This window comes from Chitinophaga sp. RCC_12 (genome assembly GCF_041360695.1).
GTDB lineage: Bacteria > Bacteroidota > Bacteroidia > Chitinophagales > Chitinophagaceae > Chitinophaga.
Window position 1 is genome coordinate 78,728 of the sequence record NZ_JBFUPS010000003.1, and the last position, 21,838, is coordinate 100,565.

Annotated in this window: 19 protein-coding genes; 9 read left to right on the forward strand and 10 right to left on the reverse strand. The window is 46.7% G+C overall.

Features of this window, described 5'->3' with window-relative positions:
• Positions 1-52: 52 nt before the first annotated feature.
• The 5 genes from AB6805_RS10115 to mraZ form a co-directional block, all read right to left on the reverse strand.
• A complete protein-coding gene (locus tag AB6805_RS10115; RefSeq protein WP_370909306.1) occupies positions 53-1,519 on the reverse strand; it encodes a UDP-N-acetylmuramoyl-L-alanyl-D-glutamate--2,6-diaminopimelate ligase in 1,467 nt (488 codons plus the stop codon).
• Positions 1,520-3,628 (reverse strand): penicillin-binding protein, encoded by a 2,109-nt coding sequence (locus AB6805_RS10120; protein ID WP_370909307.1) that lies wholly within the window; start codon positions 3,626-3,628, stop codon positions 1,520-1,522.
• Between the two features lie 209 nt (positions 3,629-3,837).
• Positions 3,838-4,209, reverse strand: a complete 372-nt coding sequence (locus AB6805_RS10125; RefSeq protein ID WP_370909308.1) for an FtsL-like putative cell division protein — start codon at positions 4,207-4,209, stop codon at positions 3,838-3,840.
• A gap of 100 nt (positions 4,210-4,309) precedes the next feature.
• On the reverse strand, positions 4,310-5,221 hold the full coding sequence (gene rsmH, locus AB6805_RS10130) for a 16S rRNA (cytosine(1402)-N(4))-methyltransferase RsmH (RefSeq protein WP_370909309.1): 912 nt from the start codon (positions 5,219-5,221) through the stop codon (positions 4,310-4,312).
• Positions 5,222-5,233: 12 nt separating this feature from the next.
• On the reverse strand, positions 5,234-5,701 hold the full coding sequence (gene mraZ, locus AB6805_RS10135; protein WP_079469390.1) for a division/cell wall cluster transcriptional repressor MraZ: 468 nt from the start codon (positions 5,699-5,701) through the stop codon (positions 5,234-5,236).
• A 501-nt stretch (positions 5,702-6,202) separates the two neighbouring features.
• On the opposite strand from mraZ, the gene AB6805_RS10140 reads away from it, so the two are divergent.
• From AB6805_RS10140 to AB6805_RS10180, 9 genes are all read left to right on the forward strand, one after another.
• Entirely contained in the window at positions 6,203-7,033 is an 831-nt protein-coding gene (locus AB6805_RS10140) for an outer membrane protein assembly factor BamD (RefSeq protein ID WP_370909310.1), read from the forward strand.
• Entirely contained in the window at positions 7,002-7,343 is a 342-nt protein-coding gene (locus AB6805_RS10145) for a DNA-directed RNA polymerase subunit omega (RefSeq protein WP_079469388.1), read from the forward strand. The genes AB6805_RS10140 and AB6805_RS10145 overlap by 32 nt, the downstream gene beginning before the upstream one ends.
• Positions 7,344-7,445: 102 nt before the next feature.
• On the forward strand, positions 7,446-8,666 hold the full coding sequence (coaBC, locus tag AB6805_RS10150; protein WP_370909311.1) for a bifunctional phosphopantothenoylcysteine decarboxylase/phosphopantothenate--cysteine ligase CoaBC: 1,221 nt from the start codon (positions 7,446-7,448) through the stop codon (positions 8,664-8,666).
• Positions 8,659-9,588, forward strand: coding sequence for a DUF4835 family protein (locus AB6805_RS10155; protein WP_370909312.1), 930 nt, complete (start codon positions 8,659-8,661; stop codon positions 9,586-9,588). Before coaBC ends, AB6805_RS10155 begins: the two co-directional genes overlap by 8 nt.
• 4 nt (positions 9,589-9,592) lie before the next feature.
• Complete coding sequence (locus AB6805_RS10160) at positions 9,593-10,084, forward strand: DUF4296 domain-containing protein (RefSeq protein ID WP_370909313.1); 492 nt, start codon at positions 9,593-9,595, stop codon at positions 10,082-10,084.
• 18 nt (positions 10,085-10,102) lie between these two features.
• Positions 10,103-10,795, forward strand: a complete 693-nt coding sequence (locus tag AB6805_RS10165) for a CoA transferase subunit A (RefSeq protein WP_370909314.1) — start codon at positions 10,103-10,105, stop codon at positions 10,793-10,795.
• A 36-nt stretch (positions 10,796-10,831) separates the two neighbouring features.
• Positions 10,832-11,488 (forward strand): 3-oxoacid CoA-transferase subunit B, encoded by a 657-nt coding sequence (locus AB6805_RS10170; RefSeq protein ID WP_370909315.1) that lies wholly within the window; start codon positions 10,832-10,834, stop codon positions 11,486-11,488.
• A 207-nt stretch (positions 11,489-11,695) separates the two neighbouring features.
• Positions 11,696-12,535 (forward strand): aminotransferase class IV, encoded by an 840-nt coding sequence (locus AB6805_RS10175; protein ID WP_370909316.1) that lies wholly within the window; start codon positions 11,696-11,698, stop codon positions 12,533-12,535.
• A gap of 14 nt (positions 12,536-12,549) precedes the next feature.
• A complete protein-coding gene (locus tag AB6805_RS10180) occupies positions 12,550-13,854 on the forward strand; it encodes a deoxyribodipyrimidine photo-lyase (RefSeq protein ID WP_370909317.1) in 1,305 nt (434 codons plus the stop codon).
• 53 nt (positions 13,855-13,907) lie between these two features.
• Here AB6805_RS10180 and AB6805_RS10185 read toward each other — a convergent pair whose 3' ends face one another.
• The 5 genes from AB6805_RS10185 to AB6805_RS10205 form a co-directional block, all read right to left on the reverse strand.
• Positions 13,908-15,059 (reverse strand): TlpA disulfide reductase family protein, encoded by a 1,152-nt coding sequence (locus tag AB6805_RS10185; protein WP_370909318.1) that lies wholly within the window; start codon positions 15,057-15,059, stop codon positions 13,908-13,910.
• Positions 15,060-15,063: 4 nt separating this feature from the next.
• Complete coding sequence (locus tag AB6805_RS10190; protein ID WP_370909319.1) at positions 15,064-16,524, reverse strand: RagB/SusD family nutrient uptake outer membrane protein; 1,461 nt, start codon at positions 16,522-16,524, stop codon at positions 15,064-15,066.
• A gap of 11 nt (positions 16,525-16,535) precedes the next feature.
• Positions 16,536-19,982 carry a SusC/RagA family TonB-linked outer membrane protein gene (locus AB6805_RS10195; RefSeq protein WP_370909320.1) on the reverse strand — a complete coding sequence of 1,149 codons (3,447 nt, stop codon included), beginning with the start codon at positions 19,980-19,982 and terminating at the stop codon, positions 16,536-16,538.
• A gap of 97 nt (positions 19,983-20,079) precedes the next feature.
• A complete protein-coding gene (locus AB6805_RS10200; RefSeq protein ID WP_370909321.1) occupies positions 20,080-21,096 on the reverse strand; it encodes a FecR family protein in 1,017 nt (338 codons plus the stop codon).
• Between the two features lie 125 nt (positions 21,097-21,221).
• Positions 21,222-21,830 carry an RNA polymerase sigma factor gene (locus tag AB6805_RS10205; protein ID WP_370909322.1) on the reverse strand — a complete coding sequence of 203 codons (609 nt, stop codon included), beginning with the start codon at positions 21,828-21,830 and terminating at the stop codon, positions 21,222-21,224.
• Positions 21,831-21,838: the final 8 nt, after the last annotated feature.

Here is a 21,838-nt window from a genome sequence, read left to right on the forward strand (position 1 = left end):
AGTACAGGCTTTTAAGTCATTGGATTATTAAGTATCTATCTTCAGTTTTAGTCTATTTCTCCAGGGTTTTCATCAGCTCCAGCAGCACTTCTTTATCATCGAAGTGATGTTTAACGCCTTTTATTTCCTGGTACTTTTCATGTCCTTTACCTGCCACCAGGATGATATCTTCCCGGTTGGCGAGTGACAGCGCCGTTTTAATGGCTTCTTTTCTGTCGGTAATGGAAATGACTTTCTTTTTCAGGTGAACGGGAACGCCAGCTTCCATTTCCCGGATAATTTCCGCCGGGTCTTCCGAGCGGGGATTATCAGAGGTAAGGATAACGCGATCGCTGTTTTCCACGGCTACATCTCCCATCACCGGGCGTTTGCTGGTATCCCTGTCGCCGCCGCAGCCTACTACTGTGATCACCTGTTCATTGCCTTTACGCAGGTTTTTGATGGTAGCCAGCACATTTTTCAGTGCGTCCGGCGTGTGTGCGTAATCAACTATAGCGATGATCTGTTCTTTATCGGAAATGATATAATCAAATCTGCCTTCTGCACCGGAGGTGTCGCTGAGGGCCTGTAATGTTTTGGCTTTATCGATGCCCAGCAGCACTGCGGCGCCGTAAACGGCCAGCAGGTTATAGGCGTTGAATTCACCGATCAGGCGGAAATGCACTTCTGTATCTCCTGTCAGCATTACCAGTCCTGTGAGATTATTTTCCAGGATCTTTCCTTTAAAATCTGCCAGTGTGCGCAGGCTGTACGTTGCTTTTTTAGCTTTCGTATTCTGTAGCATTACCATTCCTCTTTTGTCGTCCAGATTAGTGAGTGCAAAAGCGGAGGAGGGCAGGTTGTCAAAGAATGATTTCTTTACCCGGATATATTCATCAAACGTTTTATGATAATCAAGGTGGTCGTGGGTGATATTACTGAAGATGCCTCCCGCGAATTTTAACCCGGCAATACGTTGCTGGTGAATAGCATGGGAGCTTACTTCCATAAACACATACAGGCAGCCGTCTTCCACCATCTGTGCCAGCAGGGCATTCAGGTTAATGGGATCAGGTGTGGTATGTGTGGCGGGTATAACGGCATCGCCTATCTGATTTTGCACGGTGGATAATAGTCCGCAGTGATATCCCAGTTTGGTGAACAAACGGAACAGCAGGGTAGCGATGGTTGTTTTTCCGTTGGTACCGGTAACGCCTACCAGTTGTATTTTATGAGAAGGGTTATCATAGAAGTTGCCTGCCATGATACCGCTGCTGACAGCGCTGTTGCTTACCTGTACATAGCAAACATTTTCTGCCAGTTGTTCGGGTAATGTTTCACAGATCACTGCTGCGGCGCCCAACGCAATTGCTTTTTCAATGTACACGTGTCCGTCTGTGTGTACGCCTTTCACTGCAATGAAAGCATCTCCGGACCCGATGGATCTGGAATCGATGGCGAGTGCGTGAATGGCAATATCAGTATTACCATGCACCGCCAGGATGCTTACATTATACAATATGTCTTGCAGCGTCTTCATCTAGCTCAGTTCTATTACGATTGTTTGTTCGTTTCCTATTTTAGTTCCGCCGGGGAGTGATTGCATTTTCACTTTACCGGCGCCTTTTATTACTACCCGTAACCCGGCATTTTCGAGCAGGTACAGGGCATCTTTGAGGCCCATTCCGGTAACATCGGGCACTGCGCCTTTTGTTTGTGCTACCTGCTGGAAGGCAATTTTGCGGTCTGTTACCTTGGCGCTTACCCAGCTGTTATTAGCGGGGGCGTTGCCAATGGGCAGCTGCAGTTTACCCAGGATTTGTTTCCATTCACTGCCTTTACCATTTTTCAGTGACAGCAGGGTATCCAGTTGCATGGTGGCCTGCATGGGTTTTTGTCTTTCTACCGCGATGGCATATAATTTATCTGCCACTTCTCTAAACACGGGACCCGCAACGCCTGCACCGTAAAAGTGCAATGCATGCGGTTTATTTTTTATCACCACCACGCAGGTGTACTGCGGATCATTTGCCGGAAAATAGCCGGCGAATGACGATTGGTAAATTTTATCTGCATACCCGCGGTTGCCGTTTGCCACGAGTGCGGTACCTGTTTTACCTGCGAAGGTGTAAAACTGGCTGCGCAGTTTTTTTGCGGTACCATCAATGGGCACACCTTCCAGCATGGCCTGTAACTGTTTCAGCGTGCTTTGCGTGCAGATGCTGTCCAGCAATACAGTAGGCTCAAACTGTTTTACTACCTGGCCATATTCCTGTATGGAGTTGACGAGGTAGGGTTTCATCATTTTACCGTTGTTAGCCACTGCATTGTACAGCATGCACGTTTGCAGCGGGCTGATAAGCACTTCATATCCGAATGCCATCCAGGGCAGGGATGTGGCGCTCCATGTTTTGGAAGCGGTGGTTTTAATAACCGGTCTTCCTTCGCCTATCAGGTCTATACCTGAAAACTGGTCGAGCCTTAATCTTTTCAGATGGCCGACGAATTTGTTAGGTTGCCGGTTATAGAACTGGTAGGCCAGTTTTGCCATACCCACATTTGAGCTGAGTTCAAATGCGTGTTTGATCGTTACATTTTGCGGGCCCGGGTGAGGTTCAGAATCGAATACGGTTCTGCGTCCTACCTGCCAGCGGCCACCATCCATGTTTACCATAGAGTTCATGGTGGCGTATTTATCTTCCAGCACTGCGATGACGGTAGCCAGCTTAAAAGTGGAACCGGGTTCCCCTACCTGCAGTGCGTAGTTCATATCTTCCCAGTAGCCGTTGCCATCGGGTTGTTTGCCGAGGTTGGCTATTGCTTTTATTTTGCCTGTTTTCACTTCCATGAGAATGCAGGTGCCGTGTTCGGCTTCATTCTGCACCATCATATTCATGAGGGCTGTTTCTACGATGTCCTGCATGTTTACATCGATGGTGGTAACTATATCACGCCCGTTTTCGGGTTCAATATCGTAACCATCTACGGGTACATAGGTACCTCCTGCGATGCGGCGCATCAGTCTTTTACCGGTAACGCCTTTCAGGTATTCATTGTAGGTTCTTTCAAGTCCTACGCTTTGTGAATTTTCGCGGGCCAGCCCGATGGTCCTGTTGGCGAGCAGTTTAAAGGGGTTGATGCGCTTACTTTTGGATTCAGCGATCATGCCGCCTTTGTTTTTGCCGAGGCGAAACATCGGGAAGCTGCGTAATTCCTGGTATTGATTAAAGGGTACGTCTCTTTTAAGTAAAAAGTAGCGGTCCTTTGATTTATATCCTTCCTGCAGCTGCTGCTTCCAGGCGGCTTTGCTGCGGTCAGTGAATATCTGGGACAGGCGGTAGGATAAGGAGTCAAGGTTTTCCTTGAACACCAGTCCGTTCTTATCCCGGAGGCCATCTGCTGCAAAGTCTATCCGGATGTCAAAATAAGGGATGGAGGTCGACAGCATCCTGCCTTCCTCCGAGTAAATAGTGCCTCTTTCTGCGTCCAGTGCCACGTAGCCGGTGTGCAGGCTATCGGCCATACTACGCCAGTAGTTGCCCTGCACGTTCTGGATATAGAACACTTTCACCAGGATGGCGACGCTGAACAGCGCCATGCCGATGAGGCACAGATACACTCTCCACAATATGTCCTTTTTTACATCCACGATGTTGTATTAGCATTTTAGCCTTTAGCCTTTAGCTGTCAGTTACTTACCCTGGGGCAGATAGCTGACGGCTAAAGGCTGATAACTTATAAGAAGATACCTGACACTGGCTGCATTTATAATTGAGATGCTTGCCATTGATTTGATTTACCAGCATCCCCGACCTGAGTGATGGGTCAGGCGGGCAGCGTCAGGCATCAATATTAAATTCAATTTTCTGTATCCTTTTTCAGCACAATCTTTTGCGGAGGGGAGCTGAGTTGTTTAAGGCCCAGCGGCTCTACTGACTTACTGACTTCACTCATTTTGCTTCGAAACATGAGCTCACTTTTCACATTGATATACTCCCACTTCAACTCTTTAATTTCTTTGCCTAGTTTGTTAATGCGCCGGATTTTTTTTTCAGCGAGGTGACTGTTGGCGATATATACTAAAGCCAGGAGGGAAAGGAAACCGATAAACGGCATGTTTTGCACCAACGCTTTGTAGTTGATGCGCAAACGCCATTCTTTACGTTGCTCCGGGGGAAGGGTACTTTCTTCAGCCGGATTTTCCTGGATTGTATCTAAGTCGTCTCCCACGCGCTATGTCTTTTTAAAAATTGACAATATTAATCTGAACGCAAATCAAAACGGGTGTGTATAGGATAGGGTAGGATGTGACAGGCAGTTTACAACCTTGTCACGCTTGTTTTTCGGCTACCCGCAGTTTTGCACTTCTGGATCTTCCATTAAGCTTCAATTCTGCATCACTGGCGGTAACCGGTTTTTTTGTGATTAATTTGAACAATTTAGGGGGTGTTTCTTTTGCAAACGGGTCTTCCTGTGCTTCTTCAAAACTTCCGGTCTTCATAAAATTTTTCACCATCCTGTCTTCCAGCGAATGAAAGGTGATGACGGCGAGTCTTCCTCCAGGTTTCAGCACATTGGTGGCCTGTTCCAGTAAATCTTTCAGTGCGCCCAGTTCATCATTAACGGCTATACGTAAAGCCTGGAAAACCTGCGCCAGGTATTTTTGCGGATTGCCTTTTACAATGGGCTGGATCACAGATTTAAACGCTGCGATGGTGCGCATGGGGTGTGTTTTGCGCTGCTTTACAATTGTTTGGGCGAGGGTTTTTGCATTGGTTACTTCTCCGTATTCCTGGAAAATCAGTTGTAACCTTGCTTCTCCCCATGTTGCCAGCAATTGAGCGGCAGTAAATTCCGTTCTGGTATCCATCCGCATATCCAGGTCGCCATCAAAGCGAGTACTGAATCCTCTTTCTGCTGTATCGAACTGGTGCGATGAAACACCCAGATCCGCCAGCAGGCCGTCTACCTGATCTGCTTTATGTAACTTCAGAAAGCGTTGCAGATGACGGAAATTTTGTTGTACAAAAGTGACACGTTCGTCTATAATCCTGTTTCGGTAAGCATCTTCATCCTGATCAAATACTATAAGCCGTCCTTTTTCACCCAGTTTCTCCAGTATGGCTCTTGAGTGTCCTCCGCCTCCAAACGTAGCGTCTACATAAATCCCATCGGGATTTATCTGTAACAGCTCCGTCGTTTCCTGCAGCAGAACGGGTAAATGATATTGTTGTTCGCCCATATGCTCCCCTCTTTAAATTGATATGTTATTATCTCCTCCTCCCATTACCTGTTGTGCCAGATCACTGAACGCCCCTGGTGAGAAATTTTCAAAGAACTCCTGGTATTTACCTTTATCCCAGATCTCAATTTTATTGGATGCTGCTGCCAGCACGATATCTTTTTCCAGATTGGCGTACGACAGCAGGTTTTTCGGTACCAGCAGTCTTCCTGCACTGTCTAACTCCAGAATGGTGGCCCCGTTTAAGAAGTACCGCCTGAATTCCCTTACTTTTGGATCAAAGTCATTCAACTTGCTGATACGTTCGAAAATAGGCTGCCATTCGTTCATGGGATACAGGGACAAGCATTTTTCAAACCCACGGTTAATCACAAACTGTCCTCCGGCCCCGTCTGTCAACTGCTTTTTAAACCCGGCAGGTAACAGAAAGCGTCCTTTTGCGTCCAGCGTCGATTCATATTCACCGAGAAATCCTGTCATACCATGGGGGCAAAGTCCTTGAAAATCCTTTTTCTAACACAAAATAACACTTTTTCCCACTTTTTAACGAAAAAATACTTTATAAATTTTTTCCACAGATGCAAGCGCCCGTATCAGGGCCATTTTACCCTCATTTATGCACCCTTACGGTGTATTAAACAATAATACGTGTGGATAACGTGTTTATAAGTGTGGATTGTGTGTTTATATCTTGCAGATGCCCCATGGGATAAGACATTCCCGAATAGCATAGCGGGTGGGAAAATGGGGTGCAGAAATCGTTATGAGTGGATTTTTTTTATAATCTGAGCCCTTTTTCCAGGGACATCCGTTAGCTGAAATCAATTTTTCCACATCGGAGTGGGAAAAATGTCAGCAACCCCGGCGGTGGTGGAAAACCCGTCTTTCGGCGATTTAATTCCCTCTTTTGCAAAATTTTAACAGCAATCAAAATCTCTCTGCCTTACATTTACATTTAATTCTTAATTTTGCCACTCTTTTATGCGGAAATTTTTATTGTACATCAGTGTTCTTGCGGTTGTCGTAACTACCTCCTGTAACAACCAGTTACGGAGAATAGAAAAAAGTAACAACTTTGAAAAGAAGTTGGACTACGCCAACCAGCTGTTCCAGAAGAAAAAATACAATACGGCAATAACACTCTACACTGACCTGGTTCAGGTGTACAAGGGAACTGAGAAGTTTGAGCCCATGTATTACAATTTCGCATATTGCTCTTACTACGTTAAGGACTACGTTCAGGCAGCCTTCCAGTTTAAAAACTACCTGGACCTGTTCCCGAACAGCCCGAGAGCGGTGGAAATAGATTATATGCAGGCTTATTGCTATTATAAGCAGTCGCCAAAGGTATCACTGGATCAAACCAATACCATGAAGGCCATTGCTGCCATGCAAACCTTCATTAATAACTACCCTACCGCAGATAAAGTGTCGGAAGCCAACCTGGTAATCGAGTTGTGCAGAAGAAAGCTGGAAAAGAAAGAGTTCTCCAGCGCAGAGCTGTATTATAACCTGGGCTTCTTCAAAGCCGCCGGTATTGCCTTCAAAAACCTGATGCGCAACTACCCCGACTCTGATAAAAGCGACAGTTACAAAGTAATGGCTATCAGATCTTACTATAATTATGCTAAAAACAGTATTCCGGAGAGACAAAAAGAGCGCTACGCAACGGTTCTCGACGAATACCTGGACTTCGCGGATCACTACCCGAACAGCAAATTAAAGCCAGATGCCGAAAAATTTTATACCTTAGCACAAAACAACATAAAAACACTGGATAATGAGCAAATTAAAGCGAAGTCTAACCAGTAGCCTTAATCCCTGGGTAGAAACCAAAAATACTACCGACATTAAGAACAGAACTGGTAATTTATATGAGTCTATTGCCGTAATAGCCAAACGCGCCAATCAGATCAATATTTCCGTGAAAGAGGAGCTCCATTCCAAACTGGAAGAGTTTGCCAGTCATACTGACAACCTCGAAGAAGTGCACGAGAACAAGGAGCAGATTGAGATTTCCCGTTTTTATGAAAGACTGGCAAATCCGGCGATCCAGGCTACTCAGGAGTTCCTGGACAGCAAAATTTATTTCCGCAAGAACGACGACGATTTGTTTAGCTAATCCGCCACACATTATTTTGTGAGGTGCGTGATTGCGAAAAATAAAAATATTAATTTCATGGCGGCAGAATGATTTCTGCCGCTTTTGTTTTTATATATGTCCATGGACGCTATCAAAATGCTACAAGGAAAAAAAATCCTGCTCGGAGTGAGCGGCAGCATCGCCGCCTACAAGTCCGCTACCCTCATACGCCTGCTGGTAAAGGAAGGTGCCGAAGTAAAAGTGGTCATGACCACCGCCGCCGCCGGCTTTATTACCCCCCTCACCCTGGCCACCCTCTCTAAAAACGAGGTTCCCCTGAATATCAGTGACCACAACAGCTGGAATAATCATGTAATGCTGGGCCGCTGGGCAGACGTTATGCTCATTGCACCCGCTTCTGCCAATACCCTCGCCAAAATGGCCCTGGGCCTGTGCGATAACCTCCTGCTGGCGGTATACCTTTCGGCAACCTGTCCTGTACTCTTCGCCCCCGCAATGGATGAAGACATGTGGCATCACCCGGCCACCCGCAGCAATGTGGAAAAGCTCATTTCTTTCGGTCATCAGCAGATTCCCGTGGAATCCGGGGAACTGGCCAGCGGACTCTTTGGAGAAGGCCGCATGGCAGAACCAGAACAGATCCTCACTTTCCTGCAACAGCATTTTCAGCAGAAAAACGGAAAAAAGGCCCTGAACGGTACCACTGCTATCGTTACAGCCGGCCCCACCATCGAACATATTGACCCGGTTCGCTACATTAGCAACCACTCCAGCGGCAAAATGGGAATTGCTATTGCGGAAGCCCTGGCAAATGCCGGCGCTGATGTACAGCTGGTACTGGGTCCCACCTCCCAGAAAACAACCCACCCCGGCATCACCATTACCCATGTGCAAACCGCCCAGGAAATGTTTGATGCTGTAACGGCGCGCTATCCCGGCGCCGGAATAGTAGTGGCCGCCGCCGCCGTAGCAGACTACCGCCCGGCAAATGTGGCCGACAAAAAAATTAAAAAAGGGGAAGCCCAGCTTCATATCGATCTTGAAAAAACACCCGATATACTACGCTCGCTGGGCGATAATAAACGCCCGGGGCAATTGCTCGTGGGATTCTCCCTGGAAACAAACAACGAAAAAGAATATGCACTGAAAAAACTGCGCGATAAAAACCTGGACCTGATCGTCATGAATTCACTGGCAGATACAGGTGCAGGCTTTAACTATGATACCAATAAAGTAACCCTGTTTGACAAAAACGGGAATGAACGCAGTTTCCCCCTCAAATCCAAACAGGCCGTGGCCCAGGATATTGTTTCCGCTATAATCGAATTGCAACATGCATAATCGTTTCCCGTTGTTCCTGCTGCTTGCAGGCGTCTTTTTACTATGCTGCTCCCCGGCCGTTAAAGCCCAGGAAATAAGGGCCAATGTGTCTGTAGTTGCCCAACAGATACAGGGGGTAGACAAAAAAATATTTACTACCCTGCAGAATTCTGTCCGGGATTTCCTCAATAACCGGCATTGGGCAAACGATGCCTTTACACCGGCTGAACGGATAGAATGTAACTTTTTGCTGAACATCACCGGTACTTCCGGGAACGACAGTTATAAGGCTACCCTGACCATACAGGCCACCAGGCCGGTATATAACGCCAGCTATGTAACCAGTTTGCTGAATATCCAGGATCCCAACGTGGTGTTCCGGTACGTGGAATTTCAACAGCTGGAGTTCAGCGATACCAGGGTGGTGGGAAATGATCCGCTCGCCTCCAACTTAACCGCTATCCTGGCCTATTATGTTAATATCATTCTCGGGCTCGATTATGATTCCTTCTCCCCCAAAGGCGGAGATGTATATTTTAAGAAAGCGCTTAATATTGTAAATAATGCGCCGGATGGAAAGGAGATTTCCGGATGGAAAGCTTTCGAAGGAAACCGCAACCGTTACTGGTTACAGGATAACCTGCTGAATGCAAAGTTCCTGCGGTTCCATGATGTAATGTACCAGTATCACCGGCAGGGGCTGGACCTGATGTATGATGATGTGATAAAAGGCCGTGCAGCCATCCTGAACTGCCTGAATATGCTCTATTCCATCCACCAGGATATCCCCAATTCCATGCTGATGCAAACATTCTTCCTTTCCAAAGGAGAGGAGTTATTAAAAATTTTCTCCCGTGCCACACCACAGGAGAAAAGCCGTGCAGCGGAATTGCTCTCCCAGATGGATGTGCCCAATGCACAGAAGTATCAACAGATGAAGTAACGCTATGATGAATATGATGATGAAATACGCCTCCCTGGCTTTGTTAGTGGTATTCCTGGTTGCCTGTGCCAACAGCGACCAGGTGCCGGGTAAATATATTTCAAAGGAACGTATGACAGGTATCCTGGTAGATATGTCTATTGCAGATGCCTACAGCAATGAGCAACAAATGCAGGTTACTTATACGCCCAATTTTGATTCCCTCCGGCAGGAGAAAGTAAAAACCTATTATAAACAGATACTGGACCTGCATAAAGTAAGCGTGAAGGAATTTATGGAAAGCTACCGGTATTACGAAAGTCATCCCAACAGGCTGAAGGAAGTTTTCCAGATGGTACAAACAGATATTGCTTCCAGGAAACAGCGGTTGCCCAATCCAATCGATGAAAATGCACCGCTCCGGTTTCGTATGAAAAGCATTTTCCCCTATGCAGACAGCGTACTATTGCTGCCGAAGGCGGATACACCCCGGCCTTTTATCAAGCGGCAGCCCTAATCTATAAAACACCAAAACATGAACAAAGTAGTAGCAAATGCCGATGAAGCCATACAAGATATCCGGGATGGAGCGGTACTGATGCTGGGAGGGTTTGGTTTGTGTGGCATTCCGGAGAATTGTATTACCGCCCTGGTAAAAAAAGGAGTGAAAGATCTGACCTGTATTTCCAATAACGCAGGAGTAGATGATTTTGGTCTTGGCCTGCTGCTGAAAACCAGGCAGATCAGGAAAATGATGTCTTCCTACGTTGGTGAAAATGCAGAATTTGAAAGACAACTGCTGGCCGGAGAGCTGGAAGTAGACCTCATTCCACAGGGAACACTGGCTACGCGTATCCAGATGGCAGGCATGGGGATTCCTGCTTTTTTTACGCCCGCCGGCTACGGAACCGAGATCGCTGAAGGAAAAGAAGTACGGGTATTCGATGGCAAGCCTCACCTGATGGAACTGGCGCTGCACGCCGATTACGCTATTGTAAAAGCCTGGAAAGGAGACACGTTGGGCAACCTCGTATTCCGTAAAACCACCAGGAATTTCAGTACATCCATGGCCAGGGCAGGACAAATCACCATTGCTGAAGTGGAGGAACTGGTGCAGCCCGGAGAACTGGAACCCGACCAGGTACATGTGCCGGGTATCTACGTACGCCGCATTTTCAAAGGCGGCAACTATGAAAAACGGATCGAACGCAGAACAGTTAAGATCTAGTTCATCCAATTCTCCACTCTTCAAATCTGATATTTTATGCCGCTCGATAAATATGGTATCGCCAAAAGAATTGCACAGGAACTGCAGGATGGTATGTATGTAAACCTGGGTATTGGTATTCCTACGCTGGTATCCAACTATATACCAGCCGGAGTTTCTATTATGCTGCAGTCTGAAAACGGGATACTCGGTATGGGACCGTATCCTGCCGCTGATGACGTTGACGCAGACCTGATTAATGCAGGAAAGGAAACAGTTACCCTGCTGCCCGGTGGCAGTTTCTTTGATTCCGCAGAAAGCTTTGGTATGATCCGCGCCGGCAAGGTAGATCTTACCGTATTGGGCGCCATGGAAGTTTCCGATACCGGCGATATTGCCAACTGGAAAATTCCGGGTAAAATGGTGAAAGGCATGGGTGGCGCTATGGACCTGGTGGCATCCGCCAGGAACATCATTGTAGCCATGATGCATACCAATCCAAAAGGAGAAAGCAAACTGCTGCCGGCTTGTACCTTACCGCTTACCGGTGTCAACTGTGTAAAGAAAATTGTTACAGAGCTGGCGGTGCTGGATGTAACGCCCGATGGGTTTAAGCTTCTTGAACGGGCACCCGGTGTTACCGTCGAAGAAATCCGCTCTAAAACTGCCGGTAAGCTGATCATTGAAGGTGATATTCCGGAGATGAAAATTTAAGGGAAGCATGGAACCTTCGCATCAGCCGGATGGCTTTGTATGTCTGCATTTCGGAGGATTGCAACTCCGTAAATAATACGTAACCTGTATAGGGATTTAGATGTTTTGTTTTTGGAATACATACTTCACTGAAACAAAATGTCTAAATCTCTAAACTTAAAAATACCTAAATAATTGGTACCTTTCAAACTGCTAAAATAGTTCGAGGTGCAAGTTGGATTTCTCTGTTATAACGGTAAATATATTCCTGCAGCCGACCCGATTTTTACGGCAGATAATCGATCTTTCAGATACGGGGATGGCTTCTTTGAAACCCTGAAAGTATACCAGGGACAAGTGTTGCTGGCTGACCTGCACTTTGAACGGATGCTCGCCAGTTTACACCTGCTGCATTTTGATATCCCCATACATTTTACCAAAGCATATTTTGTTAAGCAGATACTGGAACTCTGCAATAAAAATGATATATCCCAGATGGCCCGCGTACGGCTGGCTATCTTCCGCTCCGATGGCGGCTTATACGATCCCATCAATAACTTACCAAACTACATTATTCAATGCTGGGAATTAAGCAGAACAGTATTGGAATTAAACGATAACGGACTCGTAACAGACATCTTCCCGGATGTAAAAAAGAGCTGTGATAAATTATCCGCTATTAAATCAAATAACTGCCTGCCCTATGTAATGGCTGCGATGTATGCCAAGCAGCATCGGCTGAACGAGGCGATATTGCTTAATCCATATGGAAGAGTTGCCGACAGCACCATCGCCAATGTATTTATTGTGCGGGATAAAGTACTTTATACGCCACCGCTGTCTGAAGGCGGTGTGTGCGGCGTAATGCGCAAGTTCTTGCTGAAAACAGAACTGCCATTCAAAATAGAAGAAAAACCACTCAATATAGAAGACCTCGAAAATGCGGATGAAATATTTTTAACCAACGCCATCTATGGCATCCGTTGGGTGGGCCTCTTCCGCGACAGCAGCTATGGTAACGCCACCGCCGCTATTTTGCACGAGGTATTACATGAAAGCATGCTGTAAAAATCACCGTTAACATGGAACAAAAAATCAGTTTATGCTGGTTTCGCCGTGATCTGCGGCTGGACGACCAGGCCGCTTTCTATTATGCTTTACGTGCCGGAAACCCGGTAGTACCGGTATTTGTTTTTGATACCCACATTCTCAATGACCTGGAAGATAAACAGGATCGCAGGCTCACCTTTATTCACGAAGTACTGGAGGATATGCAGCAACAACTGCAACAGCTGGGTTCCTCAATGGACATTTTTTATGGTACTCCGCAGGCTGCTTTTGCGCACTGGACCAGCAAATACAACGTAGCCAACGTATACACAAATCATGATTATGAACCCTATGCAAGAAACCGGGATGCTGCCATAGCAAAGCAACTCAGCGAACAAGGGATTTCTTTTCACAGTTACAAAGACCAGGTGATACTTGAAAAAGAAGAAGTACTGAAAGATAACGGTGATCCATATACGATATTTACACCTTACAGCAGGAAATGGCACGATACCCTCACCTTTTTTCATCTGAAGCCTTATCCCTGTAAAAAATATTATCAGCATCTTTTTAAACAATCACCTGTAAAAATTCCCTCCTTAAAAGAGATGGGATTTACAACGGGTGAAAAACACTTTCCTGCAAAAGGCCTGAAAGAAGCACTGATTAAACACTACGATGAAACCCGTGATTTCCCTTCCATGAATGGTACCTCCAGATTAGGGGTCCATCTGCGTTTTGGTACGGTAAGCATTCGCGCATTGATGCAGCAGGCCATGCAGCTCAATGCCACTTTTGCAAAGGAATTGATCTGGCGGGAGTTTTACCAGATGATCCTTTGGCATTTTCCTCATGTGGTAGGAAATTCTTTTAAGAAAGAATATGATAAGATAGTATGGCGTAATAATGAAGCGGAGTTTGAGAAATGGTGTGAAGGACAAACCGGGTACCCGATAGTGGATGCCGGTATGCGGGAACTGAACACTAAGGGGTTCATGCATAACCGTGTTCGCATGATTACCGCCAGTTTTTTAACCAAGCATTTACTGATCGACTGGCGTTGGGGCGAAGCTTATTTTGCCGCTAAACTATTAGACTATGATCTCGCCGCAAATAACGGTGGCTGGCAATGGGCAGCCGGTTCGGGATGTGATGCTGCGCCTTATTTCAGGGTGTTTAATCCCACGCTGCAAACGCAGAAGTTTGATAAAGACTTAAAATATATCCGTAAGTGGGTGCCGGAATTTGAAGGGTTTGAATATGCTAAACCGATCGTGTTGCATGAAGAAGCACGCCGGTGCGCATTGGAAGTATATGGAAAAGCGCTGAAGAAATAATAAAAAAGCAATGGAGATGATCATTCATCTCCACTGCTTTTTTATGGTGAATATTAGTGGTTAAATACTTCTTTCAACTTAACGTCTAATGCCTCATGTTCTTCTCCGCCGCCGCCATAGCGGGCTATAATTATCCCTTTCGGATCAATTAATATCTGGGTAGGCAAAGAATGAATGCCGAAGTGTTCACTGATATCATCCGGGTTAGGTTCATTCTTCAGGCGTTTATTCATGTCCAGTCCGCGCAGCACATGTTTCCATACACCAATACCATCTTTTTCCACTGCTTTTTTCCAGGCGTCATGATTGCGGTCGTCATCAGACACGCTGATCACTTCAAAACCTTTATCCTTGTATTGTTTGTATAGTTCCAGCAGGTGTGGATTGCCCGCGCGGCACGGCACGCACCAGCTGGCCCAGAAATCCACCAATACATATTTTCCTTTGAAATCGGATAAACTGAGTGGCTGGCCATTGATATCTGCTTTACTGAAATTAAAAGCAACGCTGCCCGGAGAACCTTGTTCAATTTTTTTTATCTCCTGGGCTATCTCCACACCATTTTTACTTTGTTTTAAAGCGGTGCTTAAGCCGTTGTAATAATATTTGGCAGAATCCAATGTCATGCTGCCTACCTGGAAACGCATGAGATAAATACTCAGGAAAGAATTAGGATGTTCCCGGATAAATTTCCTGGACAACTGGTTGTTTGTCTCAAAGTAAGGCGCCAGTTGCTCGCGGATAGCCCCGGCTTTGTCGTGATCTTTTTCATTCCGTAATGCTTCCAGTAATGGCTGGTATTTTACAGTAGCGATTTCTCTTTCTTTCTCCAGTTGTACATTTTCGTCATTACTTACGGAACCTTTCAGAACGGTGGTACTGAGGTCACCGTTTGTGATAGTGATCGTCATGGCGGCGGGTTCCAGGAACAGGTAAGCCTGCTCTTTTTTGTTGCCGGTCATGTTGTTGATCAGCGCTGCAGAAAACACGCCGGGTGAAGGCTGCGATAAAGTACCCGCAAAGCCGAACCTGCCATTTTTAACTTCAGCGCTATCGGTAATGTATTTCGTACCATTGCTATACTGCAGGTAGTATTTCACGGGCGCATTGCCGGTAACGGTACCGGTTATACTGAATTTTTGTTGTGCGGTTACCAGCTGACTGAATGCTAACGGTAACGATAGTACGCAAATTATTTTTTTCATAATGCTATTGTTCGTTTTGTGTAAGATTAGGATTGAGGATAATTTCTTCCTGTGGAATACGCAGTAATATCTTCGGGCTGGTGGCGGCGATCGTCATGGCGCCGCTGCTGGCAGAAGTATAGTTGCGTACCATCGGTAATCCGTTTCTGAAAAAATCAAAACCACTATGCCCTTCAAAGGCAAGTTCCAGACGCCGTTGCAGGAGGATTTCGTCCAGCAGTGCCTGCCCGGAAAGATCTACGGAGGCAAGGCCTGCGCGGTTGCGGATGATATTCAGATCGGCCAGTGCAAGATCTTTTTTGCCGAGCTTGGCATTGGCTTCTGCACGGTTCAGGTATACTTCCGCGAGGCGGATGTACCGGAACGGCGATTTGCTGTAGATGGCGGTGTACAGGTACATGTACTTGGCCGTGGCAATGCTGTCGTTTGGAAAGCCGGGAGTTACGTTTACTTTATAGTGCGATGTGCGCAGATCTGTTGTGCTGATCCGCGTCAGCAAATCGGGAGAAGGACGGTAGTAACCGCCCGTATAATTGATCTGCGGCGGATAGGCGTACTGTTGGCTGATAGAGGTGCTGCCATAATCCGTATTGCCTGCAAAAATATCTTCCTTATTGGCGGCATTGCTGCTGTTGTAGTAAGCCCGGTAGTCGTTGCTGGTGAGCAGGGTGTACTTGTTACTGTTAATCACCTGGTCAGCATAACTCACTGCCTGCTGGTTAAAAGTGGCGTCGGGTTGCTGAAACGTGCCGCCCATATAAAGGTACACGCGTGACAACAAAGCAGCGGCGCTCATTTTACCGGCGAAGCTGTTGGACTTTTCCTGGTTAAACAAGGGGATAGCTGTTTCCAGATCCGAAACTATCTGCTCATACACGGCTTTAACACTGGCACGCGCAGGCTGATAACCGGTGCCGTTGGCCGCCGTGGTAATAAGCATTACACCAGGCGATCCTGCTGCATCCTGGTAGTACGGCTTTGCATAAAAACGCACCAGGTTAAAGTATACAAACGCCCTTACAAACAACGCTTCTGCTTTCGCCTGCAAAACGGCGGGACGTTGTTCCTCTTTGGTTACATTATCCAGCAGCTTGTTGGCGTGCAGGATGGTAAAGTAACTTCCTCTCCATAAGTAGTAAGTCCAGCTATGGTCTTTATCCGGCGAGTTGGTATAGTCGAACGCATCGGAGTAACGGTTCGGGCCCAGATCGAGTGAACGGATATTGTTACCGTGTGTTTCCGAGAGGAACATCGTAACATCACCATATCCAAAGCTGCTGTTTTCCATGGCAACACCCGAAGTGATCATGGGATACAAACCCAGTGCTGCCTGGGAAAATCCTTCAGGGGTACTGAACTGGGCATCTTCGTTGATCACGTTATGCGGACGTAATTCATCGAGTTGTTTATTGCAGGCGCTTAATGAAATAAGGCTGATGGCGGCTATTATTATTGTACGCTTCATTTTTCAGTAGTTTAGAATGTAACATTAAGACCGGCAGTAATGCGCCGTGGATTTGCGTTCCCGATACCTACTCCGCCATAGGAAGTGGACGTGCCGATGGAGGCGCCTTCGGGATCTGCCCCTACATAGTCTTTACGTTTGATAACAAAAACATTGTCCATGCTAACGAATACGCCTGCACGCTGCGCGCGGATCTTTGCCAGTGTTTTCTGAGCAAGATCGTATCCAATCCTGATGTTACGCATGCGGATATGACTGGCGTTTCCATACACCAGCGATGAACGGCTGTCGAATGCCCGCCAGGTATTCATCTTGCTGCTGTACACATCAGGGTAGTTAGCATTTTTATCACCGGGTTGTTGCCATACTTTCTGGCTGGATTGCCAGTTGACATTGTTCCTGCCAAGAAACGGCGCACCAGGATCCTGGAAGTTGTTGATAAGGCTCATAGCAGTATAGTTGCCTACCTGGAACCACATCTCTGCACTCAGGGAAAATTGTTTGTAGGTAAAAGTGTTGGTGAAACCTCCAAAGAATTTAGGGGTAGCAGAACCAACTGTCTGGTAATTGCGGATATCTGACATGGCGCCAATGCCTTCTACCACCTGCTTCTTCCCGGAGGCGTCGTAATTTTCAAACAGCGGAGCGCCGTTATCGGGATTCACACCTGCATAACGGATCGCTTTAATGACATTCAGGTCTTCTCCTTCATAGCGGTAATAGGCGCGGTTGTAGTTGTCAAGAAGAGAATCGCTGTATAATTTCTGTATTGTATTTTTATTAAAGCTCACATTGAGGTTGGTGGTCCAGCTGAAATTCCGGGCATCTATATTCCGGGTGTTCAGCATCAGTTCCAGCCCTTTGTTCAATACTTCTCCTACGTTCTGATATTGTTGGAAAGATCCTTGTGCAGAACCTACGAATACCTGTTGCAGCAGGTTTTTACTGAGCTTGGAGTAGAGGTCTGCTGTGAGTTCCACGCGTTTCCATAAGCTGAGGTCTATTCCGGCCGTATTGTTAACAGTAGTTTCCCAGCTGATATCCGGATTTTCCAGTTGCGTGATGGCGGAGCCAATGTTATTAATGTTGTCGTAGGTATAGTTGCTGGCAGCAGCATAAAGGGTTTGGTTCAGGTAGCCATCGCCTACATCCCTTCCGGATGTTCCGTGCACTACTCTCAGCTTCAGCAGGTCTATTGCTTTCACATCTGCCAGGAAAGCTTCTTTGTTGATCAGCCATCCGGCGCTTACGGCATAAAAAGTACCGTATCTTTTATTGCGGCCGAAGTTGGTAAAGGCATCAGTACGAAGGGAGGCCGCTGCATAGTATTTGGCGAGATAGTTATAATTTAATTCACTAAAAGCGGAGAAACTCGCTCTTTCTGTATAGGCGCCGGAGGGCCGGTAGGGGGAATTGTATGCCACATTGATAGCGCTGCCGAAATTTTTCGCTGCGCCCATGTTTCTTTCACCCGGCAGCAGATTATACATATCTGTACTGCTGGTTTCACTATTACGCCTTGCCCATTCTGTTCCTGCCAGGAAATTCAGGCTGTGCTGTCCAAACTGTTTGGAAGCATTCAGTGTATTCGTGGAGGTAAAGTTAAAGAACCTGGTATCTGCAATGGTAAGCGTTCCATTGGGAGTAGCAGCGCCAGGAGCAAACAGGTAAGGATAACCGCCATATTTCCCGGAGAAGCTGCGGGGATCCAGGTAAGAGTTCCGGTGGGTATTGATATAGTCAATAGTATTGGTGGTTTTAAGACTTAACCAGGGCAATACGCGATAGCTAAGCCACGCGGTGCCGGTGAAGTGCTGGTTGTTTATAACGGCGGTATTATCGAATTTCTTTTCGGCTAAAAAGTTCTGCGACCAGGTGGTATAAGGAACACCAAAATTATTGGATTGCCTCACCGGGATACTGTCGGCCAGTGTACCATTCGTATTGTAAGGCGTTACAAAAGGCTGGGTCATATAAAGTGCCGGCACACCATTGCGGGAAATGGTTTTATCGATGATGGCACTGGTATTCAATCCGCCGGAAACTTTTTTGGAGAAGTTCTGGACAAGGTTCAGCCGGAGGTTACGGCGGTCGAAGGTATTACCAATGTTAATGCCTTTCTCCTTGTACCAGTTTACGCCTGCGTACACCATTGTTTTATCGTTGCCGCTGTTAAGTCCCAGGCTGATATCAGAAAAATCGCCATCATCAAACATTGCTTTTTCCCAGTCGAAGTTCTTGGTTTTATCTTCATCTGTATAAATCCTTCTTTGCTGAATAAAATCCGCTGCAGTAGGAAATTGTTGCTGAAGAGAAGGTGTTTCCTCCCATCTGCGTTGCATTACTTTATCCATCAGCGCAGTACTTTCTGTGGTGTTCATCATGCGGATGGCGCGGTTCTGTTTAATAGCGCCGTAACGGGTATCCAGCGTAACATGTACCCCGCTGTTGGCGGCAGCTTTTTTGGTGGTTACCACAATGACTCCCTGCGCCGCGCGTGAACCATAGATGGCAGTAGACGCAGCATCTTTCAGGATAGTAATGCTTTCCACATCAGCCGGATTCACTACATCCTGCAGGTTCTGCGAATTGGAAATCACGCCGTCGATAACGATCAGCGGCCCAAAGTAAGCGCTGGTACCGGATGGGAGGGAAGATTCGCCGCGCAGCAATACCTGTCCCCTCGCACCGGCATCGGCGCTGGGTTCCACGATATACATGCCGGTGGTTTTGGCTTTCAGCATAGAGAGGATGTTGGAAGAAGAAACAGAGCTGCGCAACTGGTCGCCCGAAACTTTCTGCACAGCGCCGGTTAGTTCAGCCGCTTGTTTATTGGTATAGCCCATTACTACTACGCCACCAAGACTGGTCGCATCTTCCTCCATCGCAATATGATTTTCTTTCCCGGATATTACCTGCGTTTTCTGGCGGTAGCCAATGCTGCTGATCAGCAGCGGGTGACCTTCTTCAGCACTAACAGCGAACATGCCGTTGGCATCTGTAACAGTGCCTTTGCCGGTAATAATATCCCGTACGGTGGTGCCGGGCAGCGGCTGCCCCTGGCGGTCGGTTACCCTTCCTCTTATCATAGGTAGCGCCTTTGTAACGCCGGTTGGGTTGTAAGGCTTTACCACGCCGATCATGTTACCGCTTACCCGGAATTGAAGGCCGGAAGCATCTTCCAGCTCTGCCAGCACTTCGCGGATGCTCCTGGTTTTTAAGGCCAGGGTAACGTGCCGGATGGGTAAGGTGGCGGCGTCATAAAAGAACTTTACCTGGTAGGTGCTTTCAATTTTTTTGAAGGCGGTAGAAATTGCCACATCCCGGAGCGCTATTGATTTTCTTTGCTGCGCGTATGATAGCATACAGGTCATCAGCATTAACAACACCAAAAGAGGGAACTGCCATTTTACTGCAGTGCTTAACGGCGCACGCAGGCGCGCATAATTAAAAGTCATGCATCAGATTTTTTAATGATGGTTGATATGGTCACCACAGGCGCCGGCAGCCTGCATGTGATCCCGGTTTAGCGATTTTGGTGGAAACGCTTTGTTATTAAAATTGAATCAGCACTTTGTCCGGTTGTATTTGAAAACTACATCCGGCTGTAAAACAAAAGATGTTCAAAACTTTTTCTAATTTATCGTTGTCGAAGGCGCCGGAGAACCGTTTGGCATATAATGAATTTCCGGTTACCTCGAATGGTATTCCATACCAATTTTCCAGTTCACGTATAACTTCAAAAGCGCTGGCATTGTTGAACACTAATTTTCCTGATTTCCAGGTGCGTAATGCAATCGTATCAAATGTTGACCTGCTCATTTTCCGGGTAGATTCAATCCACTGCGCCTGCTCTCCCGGCGCCAGAGTGAGCGGATCTGCCTTACCTGATTGCTCACTTACCTTTACTTTTCCGCTGAGCAGGGAAACGGTCGACTGTGGCTCATACGGATAAGATTTTATTAAGAAGGAAGTCCCCAGTACAGTGGTTTGTATCTGTTTGCTGGTTACCATAAACGGATCATCGGAATTTGTTTTTACATCAAACAGAGCGGCGCCCTTTACCAGTTCTACATGCCGGTGCCGGTTGCTGTAATCAGAAGGAATCCTAACGGTTGTATTAGCGTTGAGAATTACCGAAGAGCCATCCGGTAAGGTGAGTAATTTCCGTTGTCCCCATTCGCTGGAATACACCAGGAAGGTGTTGGGTACCGTTGCGGGCTTCCGTGGCTTTAGCCGGGGCCATAGGAGGGTAGCGCCTCCCACCAGCAGGAGTACCGCTGCTGCGCGCCAGGCCACCTGCCGCCAGTTGATCCGCCGGATGCGGCCAGGATGAGTGGGTTTAATCGCCTGTTGCAGCCTGTTTAGCTGTACCTTCCTGTCTTTTTCGGCCTCAACCGTATTGATGTTATAATATAACGCCACTGCCGCTGCCACCTTACCTGTTATTTCAGGATGCCGCAGGATATAGCTTTCCCATTTAGCAATAGCCGTGTCGTTGTTTCGCCGGATATATTGCAGGAAGGTGTCGTCAAGCAGCAGGTCTAATTCAGTCAGGTCCTTTGGCAGCATTCCCCATCTATTTTTAAAGTAGAGCGACAATCATTGCTCTTTTACCGGGTATGGACCGGTAAATTTTCAAATTTTGATAAATTTTATCTTAAAGAGGCTTTATTGAAAATAATCTAACAGGGAAATTATAAGGGAAGTAACAGCAGTAAAGTTCTCAAATGCAGGTTGCCGGATCTAAGATCCTGTTCCAGTGATTGTTTGAGCGATTTCAGTGCTTCGTACAAGTGATTGTAAACAGTGCGGTGCGTAAGGCCCGTGATGTCTGTTATTTCGTCGTAGCTCCGGTTTTCGTAAAAGCGGAGGTTAATTAGTTCTTTCTGTCTCGGACTCAGTAAAGATATGGCTTCCTGTATACGTCCGATGGCTTCTTTGTTTTGTTGTTGCTGCATCAGCAATTGTTCAGCAGAAGGAATGTCGCTGCCGGTTTCTGTATCCATCCATAGCGACAACAGACCATTGTCTTTTTTTTCCTGCTGAAGATGTAATAACAGTTTGCGTTTAAAGGAGGTAATAATGTAGCTGCGTACATTGGTGACGGTATCCAGTCCTTCTTTCTTCTCCCAGAAATAAAGAAACACCTGTTGGATACAATCCTTTACCGGTTCGCTTCTTGCGCATATTTTAAGGCCCAGGAAAAGGAGCAGGTGATAATACTTTTCATACAAGGTATATAGCGCCTGTTCCTCTCCTTGCCGGAACCTGTTCCACAGGTCTGTATCCTTATTCTCGATCATACCGCAAC